At 71.5% G+C, this 12,586-nt stretch carries 10 protein-coding genes; 4 read left to right on the forward strand and 6 right to left on the reverse strand.

The window, feature by feature from the left end; all coding sequences use genetic code 11:
• Positions 1-2: 2 nt before the first annotated feature.
• Together ACIPJY_RS06635 and ACIPJY_RS06640 are read right to left on the reverse strand one after the other, a co-directional pair.
• Positions 3-1,505 carry an LCP family protein gene (locus ACIPJY_RS06635; RefSeq protein ID WP_400466334.1) on the reverse strand — a complete coding sequence of 501 codons (1,503 nt, stop codon included), beginning with the start codon at positions 1,503-1,505 and terminating at the stop codon, positions 3-5.
• Positions 1,506-1,614: 109 nt separating this feature from the next.
• Positions 1,615-2,970 carry an MFS transporter gene (locus tag ACIPJY_RS06640; protein ID WP_400466331.1) on the reverse strand — a complete coding sequence of 452 codons (1,356 nt, stop codon included), beginning with the start codon at positions 2,968-2,970 and terminating at the stop codon, positions 1,615-1,617.
• 3 nt (positions 2,971-2,973) lie between these two features.
• Here ACIPJY_RS06640 and ACIPJY_RS06645 point away from each other — a divergent pair, with 3 nt between their 5' ends.
• A complete protein-coding gene (locus tag ACIPJY_RS06645) occupies positions 2,974-5,313 on the forward strand; it encodes an FAD-dependent oxidoreductase (protein WP_400466328.1) in 2,340 nt (779 codons plus the stop codon).
• 38 nt (positions 5,314-5,351) lie between these two features.
• The gene (locus tag ACIPJY_RS06650) at positions 5,352-6,128 is read left to right on the forward strand and encodes an IclR family transcriptional regulator (RefSeq protein ID WP_400466325.1); all 777 of its coding nucleotides are present in this window, start codon (positions 5,352-5,354) and stop codon (positions 6,126-6,128) included.
• Between the two features lie 10 nt (positions 6,129-6,138).
• Here the strand turns inward: ACIPJY_RS06650 and ACIPJY_RS06655 are convergent, their stop codons facing one another.
• Positions 6,139-6,789 (reverse strand): GntR family transcriptional regulator, encoded by a 651-nt coding sequence (locus ACIPJY_RS06655; protein ID WP_400466322.1) that lies wholly within the window; start codon positions 6,787-6,789, stop codon positions 6,139-6,141.
• Positions 6,790-6,801: 12 nt separating this feature from the next.
• On the reverse strand, positions 6,802-8,922 hold the full coding sequence (locus ACIPJY_RS06660; RefSeq protein WP_400466319.1) for an MMPL family transporter: 2,121 nt from the start codon (positions 8,920-8,922) through the stop codon (positions 6,802-6,804).
• 74 nt (positions 8,923-8,996) lie between these two features.
• On the opposite strand from ACIPJY_RS06660, the gene ACIPJY_RS06665 reads away from it, so the two are divergent.
• Both ACIPJY_RS06665 and ACIPJY_RS06670 read left to right on the forward strand, forming a co-directional pair.
• Entirely contained in the window at positions 8,997-9,395 is a 399-nt protein-coding gene (locus ACIPJY_RS06665) for a MarR family winged helix-turn-helix transcriptional regulator (protein WP_400466316.1), read from the forward strand.
• A gap of 34 nt (positions 9,396-9,429) precedes the next feature.
• Complete coding sequence (locus ACIPJY_RS06670) at positions 9,430-10,410, forward strand: LCP family protein (RefSeq protein WP_400466314.1); 981 nt, start codon at positions 9,430-9,432, stop codon at positions 10,408-10,410.
• 64 nt (positions 10,411-10,474) lie between these two features.
• On the opposite strand, the gene ACIPJY_RS06675 is transcribed toward ACIPJY_RS06670, so the two are convergent.
• Positions 10,475-11,143, reverse strand: coding sequence for a transglycosylase family protein (locus ACIPJY_RS06675; protein WP_400466311.1), 669 nt, complete (start codon positions 11,141-11,143; stop codon positions 10,475-10,477).
• 287 nt (positions 11,144-11,430) lie between these two features.
• Positions 11,431-12,582, reverse strand: a complete 1,152-nt coding sequence (rlmC, locus tag ACIPJY_RS06680; protein WP_400466308.1) for a 23S rRNA (uracil(747)-C(5))-methyltransferase RlmC — start codon at positions 12,580-12,582, stop codon at positions 11,431-11,433.
• Positions 12,583-12,586 lie beyond the last annotated feature (4 nt).

Below are 12,586 nucleotides of genomic sequence, written 5' to 3' on the forward strand. Positions count from 1 at the left end.
ACCTAGTAGATGCAGGCGTTCGCTTCCCCGTAGCTGTGCACCGCGGTCGACGTGGCACTCGGCTCCGACGCCGCGGACGACGACCCGGACGACGGCTTCGACGCCTCGGAGGACGACGGCGCCGAGGGGGCCGACGGCTGCGTCGCGGCGACCGCGGTCTTGCCGTCCGTCCCGAGCACGAGCGTCACACCCTGGACCGACGACGTCTGCACCGGCACGGCACCCGGTACGGCGGCGACGAGGGCCTTCGCCTGCGCCTCCATCCCGGACGGGTACTGCACCATCGTCGCCGCGGTGGTGTCCGAGGACCCCGGAGCGCCGACCTGGAAGCCACGGCCGGCCAGGACCGTGCTCGCCGCACCGGCCGCACCGGTCACCCCGCTGCCGTTCAGGACCGTGACGGTCACCCCGGCGGGAGCGGCGGCGGTCGCCGAGGTGTACGCCGCCGGCTGCCCGACGAGACCCTGCACGAACGCGGGCATGCCCGCGGTGTCCACCTCGACGATGGAGAGCGCGGAGCCGCCGACGTAGATCGTCGGGGTGCCCAGGATCGGGATCGTCGCGGACTTGATGTTCGCTGGGCGCAGGTTCCGCAGCTGACTCGCGAGGGAGAGCAGGTCGAGGCCCTGGTCGGTCTCGACGGAGTCCCCGATCGCGTCGATGATGTTCGTGGTCTTCACGGGGTTGAGGAGCGTCCCGGCGGACAGGATCTTCCGGGCTTCCTGCGACAGGAAGTACTGCTGCCGCACCTGGCGGTCCAGGTCGCCGTTCGGCAGGCCGTGCCGCTGCCGGACGAACGACAGCGCCTGCTTCGCGTCGAGCTTCGAGTTGCCCGCGGGCAGGTCGACCCCGGAGTAGCTGTCCTTCGCGGGCTCCTTGAGGCAGACCTCGACCGGCCCGAGTTGCTTCACGATCTCGTAGAACCCGAGGAGCGAGACCCGCACGTAGTGGTCGATCGACAGTCCGCTGAGGCCCTCGATCGTCTTGATGAGCAGCTGCGCGCCCCCCGCGGCGCCACCGCCGTTGAGGGTGCCGTAGTAGAACGCGCTGTTGAGCTTGCCCTTGCCGACCCCGGGGATCGAGACGTAGGAGTCGCGCGGGAACGAGATCATCGTCGCGTCCTTGCCGTCCGCGGAGATGTGCAGCACGATCATCGTGTCCGTGTTGGTCGCGCCGCCGTCCGACTCGGTGCTCAGCTCGGCGAGCTGCTCGGGCGTCGCGTTGTCCGGTCGGTGGTCGTCCCCGACGAGCAGGATGTTCATCGCCTTGCCGTCGACGTCGTCCTTCTGGCCCGTCGAACCGGTGATGGCGTCGACCTTCGTGACGCTCGACGCCAGGCGGTTGTACGCGTAGGCCGCGTACCCGCCGCTGAGCAGCAGGGCCATCGTGAGGACGCCGGCGACGGCGGGGAGGACCACGCCGATCCCGCGCTTCTGGCGGCCGTGCCGGGGCGGCACGGCACCGCGTCGGCGGCGCAGGGTCGTCTCTTCGGGTTGCGAACTCACGGGGGCACGATACCCGCGGACCGTGATCCGAGTGTGGGACCACCCTGCAAAACGGCCTGGAGGCCCGTGGCACGACCGCCACGGACCTCCGGACCGACCGCTGGTCGCGTCACTCCTGACGCAGCGCGTCCCTGTTGGTCTCGCGGGCGCGCAGGACCGCGATGCCACTGATCAGCGCGGCCGCCATCACGTAGAACGCCGGTGCGAAGTTGTTCCCGGTGGACGCGATCAACCACGTGGCGAAGTAGGGCGTGATCCCGCCGAAGACCGCGACGCTGATGTTGTAGGCGATGCCCATCGAGCCGTAGCGGATGTTGGTCGGGAAGAGCTCGGCCATCGCGGCGCTGACGGCACCGTCGAACGCGGCCATGAACAGCCCGAGGAGCATCATCGCCCCGGCGGCCGCCCAGAAGTTGCCGGCGTTCATGAGCATGAGCGTCGGGTACGTCAGCACGAGGAACCCGCCGCACCCCGCGAGCATGACGGGCTTCCGGCCGATCTTGTCCGAGAGCAGCCCGAAGAACGGCACCAGGGCGGCGATCACGATGAAGCCGAGCACGACGGCGCCGTAGGACACGAGCGGCGAGTACCCGAGGTCTGCCTGCAGGTAGGACGGCATGAACGTCTGCAGGATCCAGTGCCCGACGGCCTTGATCACGACGAAGCCGACGCAGAACAGCAGGGCCTTCCACGAGCTCCGGATCGAGCGGCGCAGCGGGTTCGCCGCGACCTCGCCCTTGGCCTTGAGCGCGCGGAACTCCGGGGTGTCCTCGAGCTTCGTGCGGAGGTAGAGCCCGACCAGTCCGAGCGGGACGGCGATCAGGAACAGTACCCGCCAGCCCCACGACTGCAGGGCGTCCCCGCCCGCGACGGCCGTGAACAGGAAGACCAGACCGCCACCGACGATGAAGGCCATGAACCCGAAGACGTCGATGAAGCTCGTGACGAAGCCACGCCGGTTCGACGGGGCGTACTCGGCGAGCAGCGTGGTCGCCCCCGCTCCCTCACCGCCCGCGGCGAAGCCCTGGACGAGCCGCACGACGACGAGCAGGATCGGTGCCCACAGCCCGACGTGCTGGTACGTCGGCAGGATGCCCATCACCGCGGTCGCGCCGCTCGTGATGAGGATCACGGTCGCCAGGGTCGTCTTCCGCCCGACCCGGTCGCCGAGCGACCCCCAGAACAGCCCGCCGAGCGGCCGCATCACGAAGCCCGCGCCGAACACCGCGAACGCGGACAGGAGCGCCACCTGCGGGTCGCCCTGCTTGAAGAAGTGGAGCGAGATGACCGTGGCCAAGGTGCCGTAGAGGCCGAAGTCGAACCACTCCACGAAGTGGCCGACACCGGCCGCGACGATCACCTTCCGCATGCTCTGGCGGCGGGCGTCGTCGCCGAGCGCGGCCCGGACGTCCGGGGTGGTGGTGGCGGCGTCGGCGCTCGTGCGCGTTCGGGTTCCGTCGCTCATGGGGTGACCTCACACTTCGTTGTCGAGAGTTCGTTGACGATAGCACTCGCCGGGCACACTTTGCCACACAGTGGGAAAGAAGCGCCAGCGAGTGATACCGTCGCTGCCATGCAGTCCCGGAACCAGCACCACGACGTCGTGGTCGTCGGCGGCGGCCTCGCCGGTGTGAGCGCCGCCGTCGCCGCCGCCCGCCTCGGCTCGAGCGTCGCCCTCGTCACCAACCGCCCGGTCCTCGGCGGCAACTCCTCGAGCGAGATCCGCGTGTGGGTCGTCGGGGCGACCGCCCACGGCACCCAGCGCTTCGCCCGCGAGACCGGGATCATGGGCGAGCTCTTCCTCGAGAACCAGTACCGGAACCCACAGGGCAACGCCGTCTACTGGGACCAGGTCGTGCTCGACCTGGTCCGCGCCGAACCGGACGTGCACCTCCACCTCAACACCGACGTGCGCACCGTCACGACCGACGGCGACCGGATCACGAGCGTCACCGGGTGGACGATGGGCTCCGAGATCGAGACGACGTTCACCGCGCCGGTGTTCCTGGACTGCACGGGCGACGGGCTCGTGGGTGCCCTGGCCGGCGCCGAGTACCGCATCGGCCGCGAGGGACGGGACGAGTACGGCGAGGACTGGGCGCCGGAGCACGCCGACGACGAGCTCCTCGGCAGCTCGATCTTCTTCTCCACGCACGACACCGGCAGGCCCGAGAAGTTCGTCGCGCCGTCGATCGCCATCGACGTCTCGCAGACGCCCATCCTGGCGAACCGTGCCATCGGGACCGGCGACAACGGCTGCAACTACTGGTGGATCGAGTGGGGCGGCGAGCTCGACACCGTCACCGACAACGAGCACATCCGCGACGAGCTCTGGGGCGTCGTCTACGGCATCTGGGACCACATCAAGAACTCCGGACGGTTCGACGCCGACACGCTGACGCTCGACTGGGTCGGCGCGATCCCGGGCAAGCGCGAGTACCGCCGGTTCGTCGGCGACCACACCCTCACCCAGCAGGACCTGCTGACGCAGCGGTCGTTCCCGGACACGGTCGCGTTCGGCGGCTGGTCGATCGACCTGCACCCGGTCGAGGGCGTCTACGCCGAGACCGCCGGGGCCCAGCAGCGCTACACGGACGGCACGTACGACATCCCGTTCCGCTCCCTGTACTCCGCGAACGTCGCGAACCTGCTCGTCGCCGGGCGGAACATCTCGGCGTCGCACATCGCCTTCGGGTCGACCCGTGTGATGGCCACCTGCGCCACCCAGGGGCAGGCGGCCGGCACCGCGGCGCACCTGGCCGCCCGCCACGGCCTGACGCCGCGGGAGCTCGGCTCGGAGCACATCGCGATGCTGCAGCAGACGCTCCTGCGTGAGGACGCCCCGCTCATCGGCGTCCGTGCCGTCGACGCCGCCGACCTGGCACCGCGGGCCCGGGTCAGCGCGAGCTCCGAGCTGACGACGATCGACACGACGCCGTTCCTGCCGGCCGAACCCGCGCACTTCGCGCTCGACCGCGACGCCGCGATCGTCCTCCCCGTCGACCCGGCGCTCGGCACGATCAGCATCCGCACCGATGCCGACGACGCCACCGACCTGACCGTGGAGCTCTGGACGACGGGCAAGCCGCAGAACTACGCCCCGATCGACCACGTGTCCACCCACACCGCACGTGTCCCCGCCGGTGCCGGCGAGGCGGTCGTCGACCTCGACTTCACGCCAGACGTCCCCTGCAACGCCGTCGTCGTCGTCCGCGCGGTCCCCGGCGTCCGCCTGCTCCGCACCACGGGGCACTCGTACGGCGTGCTCGCCCTCCGTGCCCGGTCCGCGGACGACGAGGCCTTCGACGACCACATCCCCGAGGAAGCCGACCAACCCGTCACGGACTGGGAAGCCCGGGCCCTGCGCGGAACCGGGTTCGCGTTCACCGTCAGCGGCGAGACGGACGCGTGGCGGGCCTCCCGGGTGGTGGACGGCATCCAGCGTCCCCACGGTGGGCCGCACATGTGGTCGAGCCATGCGCACGACGCCGCGACACTGACGTTCGACTGGGCGGAGCCCGTCGACGTCCACCAGGTGCGCGTCGTCTGGAACGACGACGTCGACGCGGACCTCATCAACCTGCACCACCACCGCACGCACTGGGACGCCGTCCCGGAGCTCGCCCGCGACTACCGGATCGAGGCGTGCGTGGACGGTGCTTGGCAGCCCCTGGCGACCGTCGCGGGGAACCGCCACCGGCACCGGGTGCACGACGTCGACCCGGTGCGCACGTCGTCGCTCCGCGTCGTCGTCACCGCGACCAACGGGTCGCCCTTCGTCACGGCGAGCGCCGTGAAGGTCTACTGACCACCGCGGGGTGCCCGCTCGACCAGCAGAATGGGCACATGGCCACCACCCCTCCGAACCAGAGCATCGAGCGCGCCGCGGCGGTCCTCGGCGCACTCGGCACCTCCGAGAGCGGGAGCGTCCGCGCGTCGGACATCGCCCGCGCGATCGGGCTCGGAACCTCGACCACCGGACGGCTCCTCGCGACGCTGGAGTCGCTCGAGTTCGTCCGGCGTGACCCGGAGACGCAGGGGTACTCGGTCGGGCGCGCCGTCCTCGAACTCGCGAGCCAGGGGCTCAACCACAACCCGGTGCACCGGGAGTCCCGCGCGGCCGCGCAGGAACTCGCGCACCGCATCGGGCTGACGGCGAACGTCGGCGTGCTCGACGACGCGGAGGCGATCTACCTCTGCCACTTCGAGGGGTCGCTCGCGCCGAAGTCGCACACGATGATCGGGATGCGGCAGCCACTGCACGCCTCCGCGCTCGGCAAGGCGCTGATGCTCGACATGACCCAGGCGGATCGGGAGGCGCTGCTCGGCGAACTCGCCCGCTACACGGACCACACCATCACCACGCACGACGCCCTGACCGCCGACCTGGCTGCCTCGACGTCGCGCGGGTGGTGCGTGGAGAACCAGGAGCTCGCGCTCGGCCGGTTCTGCATCGCCGCGCCGATCCGGAACGCGTCGGGGCGGATCGCGGCGGCGCTGTCGATCTCCGGCCGGGTCACGCAGCTGCGCGACCGCGACATGGACTCGCTCGCCGAGGACCTCATCGAGGTCGCCGACCGGATCAGCGTCGGGCTGGGGATGATCAGCGCCGTCGCGCACTGACCACCAGGCGTCAGTCGCGCGTCGGCAGCAGGTGCACGGCCTCCATGGCGAGCTCCGCCGCGATCGGGTCCTTCGCCAGGACGGCGTCCTTGAGCTTGCGGAGCTCCGGCAGGACGACGTCCGCCGGGACGAGCTCCGCGAGCTCGGGGACCCGCAGCTTGAACGCGAGCCCGTCGGTGGTCGACTTGCAGAGCTGCTCCAGCGACGGGTTGCCGCACGCGTCGGCCCAGAGCGAGTAGATGTCCGCGCCGTCGTGGGCGACCTTCGCCTGCTCGTCCTTGCCGACGCTGCTGATGACCCCGTCGAGCATCGTGACGATCTTCTTGCGCTCGGCACCGGTGAGGCGCGGCACGGCCAGGCGGACGACGCCGCCGTAGATCACGCCGAGCGTCCGGTAGGCGTCGAGCAGTTCGTCCTTCGTCGGGGCGGCCACCCGCGTGTACCGGTTCGGCGCCATCTCGATGAGCCCGGCGCGGGCGAGCTCGGCGAGGGCTTCACGGATCGGGGTGCGGGAGACGCCGAGCCAGGCGATCAGGTCGTCGTCGTTGAGCCGCTCGCCGGGCTCCAGGGTGCCGTCCATGATCGCGTCGCGGATCTTGTCCTGCACGGTGTCACGGAGGAGCTTGCGCTCGGCAGCTGGCTGCGTCGAGGGAACTGGCATGTGCACAGCGTGTCACATGTCGGCAGAGCGGCGCGAGAGGCGCGACGGCCACCAGGCGCGGGCACCGAGGTCGTACGCCAGGGCCGGGACGAGCAGCGACCGGACCACGATCGTGTCGAGCAGGACGCCGAACGCCACGACGAACGCGATCTGCACGAGGAACAGGATCGGGATGACACCGAGCGCGGCGAACGTGGCCGCCAGGACGACCCCGGCGGACGTGATCACCCCGCCCGTGACGCCCAGCCCGCGCAGCACGCCTTCGCGCGGACCGTGTCGGAGCGCTTCCTCGCGCACCCGGGTCATGAGGAAGATGTTGTAGTCCACCCCGAGCGCCACCAGGAACACGAACGAGTACAGCGGGACGGACGGGTCGGCGCCGGGGAAGTGGAACACGTGGTCGAACACGAGCGCGCCGACGCCGAGCGCCGCGGCGAACGAGACGATCACGCTGCCGATGAGGACGAGCGGCGCGACGATGCTCCGCAGCAGGAGCATCAGGATCAGCAGGATGACGACGAGCACCACGGGGATGATCAGCGAGCGGTCCCGGATGCCGGTGTCGTTCGTGTCGATCGCCGTCGCGGTCACCCCGCCGACGATCGCGCCGGGGTCGACGCGCTCGACGGTGGTGCGGAGCTCGCGCACGGTGGTCTCGGCGGCGTCCGAGTCGGCGGCCGAGCTGAGGGTCGCCTGCAGCAGGACCTGCCCGTCGACGACGGTGGGTTCCCCGGCCTGACCGGCACCAGCGCTCCCACCGACCGGCACGGTGCCGGCCGGGGCGTCCTTCGAGGCGGCCACCACGTCGTCCACACCGTCCACGCCGGTGATCGCCGACGCGAGCTCGTCGATCCGGTCGGCGTCGCCGATGACCTGCGCCGGGCTGCCGGAGCCGGCCGGGAAGTGGTCGGCGAGCACGTCCTGGCCGTCCCGCGCCTGCGACTGCCCGATCACCAGGTCGCTCTGCGGCACCCCGTCCGCCTCGAGCCCGACGAGACCGGTGCCCATCGCGAGCAGCCCGACGGTGCACACGATCCACACGACCCGCGAGCGTCGTGCGACGAGTCGGCCGACCCGGGCCCAGAGCCCGCGCGCGTCCGGCCCGGTGACCACCGGGTGCGCGCTGCCGTGCACCGGGCGCAGCGGCCAGAACGCCGCACGACGGAAGGCGAGCAGCAGCGCGGGCAGGAGCGTCAGCGCGGCGAGCAGGCTGAACGCGATGCCGATCGCCGCGACGGGGCCGAGCGCCTTGTTCGAGTTCAGGTCGGAGAGCAGCAGGCAGAGCATGCCCACGATGACCGTGCCGCCGGACGCCAGGATCGGTTCGAGGCTCCCGCGGAGCGCGGCCTTCGTGGCGTCCCAGCCGGTGCGGTGGTCCCGGAGTGCCTCGCGGTACCGCGAGACGTAGAGCAGGGCGTAGTCCGTCGCGGCGCCGATGACCAGGATCGAGAGGATGCCCTGCACCTGCCCGTTCACGGTGACGATGCCGGCCTTGGCGAGCGCCCACACGACGAGGATCGACGCGGTCAGCGCGAAGGTCGCCGTCCCGAGCACCAGGAACGGCAGCAGTGGCGACCGGTACACGACGACCAGGATCACGAGGACGGCCGCGAGGGCGACTCCGAGCAGGATGCCGTCGATGCCCGCGAACGCCTCGGTGAGGTCGGCCGTGAAGCCCGCCGGGCCGGTGACGTACCCGCGCATCCCGCTCGTGAGCGCGTCGTCGACGTCCGCCCGGATCGCCGTCACGGCGTCCCCGGTGTCGGCCGAGCTCGTCAGCGTCGCCACGATCTCGACCGCGTCCCCGTCCTCGCTGGGGATCGCCGGGCTCACCGAGTCGACGTCGGAGCGGTCGCCGAGCCGTTCGACCAGGGTGCGGGCCGCCGCCGTGTCGGATGCCGCGAACCCGCCGGAGCGCTCGAGGACGATGACCGCCGGGGCGCCGGTGTCGTCGCGGAACGCCGCGGCACGCTCCTGGACCTTCGTCGCGTCGGCGGAGGCGGGGAGGAACGAGGTCTGGTCGTTCGTGGAGACCTCGGAGATCTTGCCGAAGAACGGCCCGCCGATCGAGGCGATGACGAGCCAGGCCACGATGACGACGGCGGGGATCACGATGCGGAGGAAGCGGGGCACGTCGATGAGCGTACTCGAATCATCAGCATGCTGATCATTCCGGAGCGCACCGGAAGCGCCCCTAGAATCCAGACATGGACGACGACCCCGCCGCGTGGCCCCTCGGGCGGCTCCTCGCGGCGGCGGCACGGTCGGTCGAGCGCGACTGGGACGAGCGCCTCCGCGCGATCGGGCTCCCGCACGCGGCGCTCATCGCGATCGACATCCTCATCCGCACCGGGCCGACGGGCGCCGACACCCTCGCCCGGACCGCTCGCGTGCAGCCGCAGACCATGTCCCGCACGCTCGAGCGCATGGAGCGCGACGGGCTCGTCGAGCGCGGACCACACCCGGAGGACCGCCGACGTCGCGTGGTCACCGTGACCGAACGCGGGCGCGCCGCCTGGGACACCGCCAAGCACATCGAGCGCGAGGTGCTGCCCGACGACCCGGCACTGCGGAGCGCACTCGGCCGGATCCTCGGCGGCTCCTGAACGACCATCGGAATACTACATGTAAGATGAGCAGATGCCTGCTCGTCGCCGTCCGTTCCTCGTCGCGCTCGTCGTCACCGTCGGATCGCTCGTCGGCATCGCCGCCGTGATCGCCGTCGTGGCGAGCGTCTTCGTCGGCGGACTCGCGCGCAGCTACGACCGCGGGACCGACACCATCCCGGAGCCGTTCCCGAGCGGGTCCCGCCCACCGGCGACCGACGACGCCGAGAACGTCCTGCTCATCGGCTCAGACGCGCGGAAGGGCGCGGACGAGCCCGACGGCGCCGCGGGCGGGCGTTCCGACACCCTGATGCTCGCCCACGTCCCCGCGGACCGGGACGGCGTGTACCTGATGTCGATCATGCGCGACTCCTGGGTCGACGTCCCCGAGCACGGCAGCGCGAAGATCAACGCCGCGTACTCGTGGGGCGGCGTCCCGCTGACGGTGCAGACGGTCGAGCAGCTCCTCGACGTCCGCATCGACCACGTCGTCGAGATCGACATGCGGGGCTTCGGCGCGATGACGAATGCCCTCGGCGGGGTGACGGTGCAGTCCAGGCAGACGTTCACGGCGCGCGGTCACCACTTCACGGCCGGGGCGAACCACCTCGACGGCGACGCGGCCCTGGCCTTCGTGCGCGAGCGGTCCGCGTTCCCCGACGCCGACCACACCCGGGTCCGGAACCAGCAGGCGTTCATGCGCGGGGTCGTCGACGGCGTGCTCTCCCGGGGGACGCTCACCGACCCCGGTCGCGTCCAGGACTTCGTCCGCACGACGAGCGAGTACCTCTCGGTGGACGCCGGCCTGGACTTCCGGACGCTCGTCGGTCTCGGCTGGTCGTTGCGCGACGTCCGCACCGCCGACCTGCAGACGTTCACCCTGCCGACCGCCGGCGGCGGGACGTCCGCGGACGGCCAGTCCGTCGTCACGGTGGACACCGGCGCGGTGCGGACGCTGAGCTCCGCACTGCGGTCGGACGACCTGGGCCGCTGGCTCCGGGAGACCCCGCACTAGGACCGCACGACGAAGCGCCCCCGCTCTCCGTCGGAGAGCGGGGGCGCGATCGGTCGAACGGCGATCAGGCCGGGAGCTGCAGCGTCTGACCCGCGTAGATCAGGTTCGCGTCGTCGATCGAGGTGTTGGCGGCCCACAGCTTGTTCCAGCCGCCGTCGATCTTCAGCTTCGTGGCGATGGTGTCGAGCGTGTCGCCCGACGCCACCGTGTAGGTCTTGCCACTGGTCTTGACCGCGGCGGGCTTCGACGGGCCGGCCGGCGCTGCCGGGGCAGCCGTGGTCGTCGGGGTGGTGGCCTTCGGGGCCGCCTGCTGCGTCGGCGCCGGGGCGGCCGGCGCTGCCGGGGCCGGAGCCGCCTGCTGCTGCGGGATGGCGGCGGGCGCGGCGCCGGTGGTGCCGCTCAGCCCGAGCTTCGCGGAGCAGGCGGGCCATGCGCCCCAGCCCTGCGATGCCAGGACGTGCTCGGCGACGGCGATCTGCGTCTCGCGGCTGGCGTTCACGGGGCTGCCCGTGCCGCCGTTCGCGGTCCAGGTGCTCTGCGTGAACTGCAGGCCGCCGTAGTAGCCGTTGCCGGTGTTGATGGCCCAGTTGCCGCCGGACTCGCACTGTGCGAGGGCGTCCCACGTCGAGCCGGACGCGGCGTTCGCGGGGGCCGAGAGCCCCACACCGGCCGCGGCGATGCCGGCGAAGGCGAGTCCGCCGAGGAGGGCGCGGGTACGGGTGGTCTTCTTCATGTCGTTGCTCCAGCGGGGCCGCACGCCGGTCGGCGGATCACTGCCCACCCCGACCGATCGCGGTCTGTTGAGGTGTCGCCGGGGGCAGTGGTTCGCGCCGGCGTCACGGTCGGCCACCATAGGAAACTCCGCGTCGTTATCAAACTGAGACAAAGGGTTCTACCCATCAGTGCTACGTACCCCAGGTCCGAACCTGTACGTCCCGATCGCGGCGCACACGGCGATCGGGCGTACCCGGGTACGCGAACATCCGAATCCCCTGGCAACGTCGCCGCGGCGCCGACGGATCAGTCCCGCGACAGCAGCGTGACGACCTCGAGGTGCCCGGTCTGCGGGAACATGTCGAGCACCCGCGCTCGGCGCATCCGGAGGGACGGCATCCGGGCGAGGTCCTTCGCCAGGGTCACCGGGTTGCAGCTGGAGTAGACGACGTGCCGGACGTCCGACGCCTCGAGCCAGTCGGCGAGCGTCGCCCCGGTCCCGCGCCGCGGCGGGTTCACGACGACGAGCTCCGGCGTCTGCCCCGGTCGGGACCGCAGTGCGTGCTCGGTCGCGTCGTCGGCGGCGAACCGGACGTCGACCAGACCGGCTTCCCGCGCGGACTGCTTGGCGGAGCGGATCGCCTCCGCGCTCGTCTCGATGCCCGTCACCGCGCGACCGGGTCGAGCCGCGTGCAGGGCGAACCCGCCGACGCCGCAGTACAGGTCCCACATCGAGGCCGGAGCCACCTCGTCGATCCAGTCGGCGGCCTGGGCGTACAGCCGGGTGGCGACGTGGGTGTTCGTCTGGAAGAAGCTCTGCGGACGCAGGTGCATCGTCACCGGCCCGAGGCGCATGGGCAGCGTCTCCTGCTCGGTCAGCACGATCTCGCGCTCGCCCTCGGTGACGGCCTTGTGCTCGGGCAGCAGGTTCGCGGTGACGACCACGGCCGACGGCAGCGCGAGCAGCAGGTCGCCCAGCCGGGACCGCAGCCGCGCGAGCTGCCCCTCGGATCGCAGGACGAACCGGACCATGAGCTCGCCGTCCGGGGACTCCGTCACCAGGACGAACTTCAGCTCGCCCCGCCGGGCCGCGACGTCGTACGGGATGAGGCCGGCCGACGCGACGAAGTCGGCCAGGACCGGGAGCGCGGCACGGACCCCGGGCGTGCAGATCCCGCAGTGCCGGATGTCGACCCCGCGCTGCCGGTGGTCGAGGATCCCGATCGTGGGGTGCTCGGCCGATCCGCCGACGACCATCTTCGCCCGGTTGCGGTAGCCGGACTCCGGGCTGGTGATCGCCGGCAGGAACTCCACGGCGCCCGGTCCGCCCGCTGCCTCGACCGCGTCGTGCAGGAGCTCGCGCGTGCGGAGTTCCTTGTCGAGGACCTGGTCGGCGTACGGCTGCCCCATGAGCGTGCACGAACGGCACACCCCGCGGTCGAAGTAGTCGCACTGCATGGCC

It is taken from the genome of Curtobacterium sp. NPDC090223, assembly GCF_044746585.1.
In the GTDB taxonomy this organism is placed as follows: domain Bacteria; phylum Actinomycetota; class Actinomycetes; order Actinomycetales; family Microbacteriaceae; genus Curtobacterium.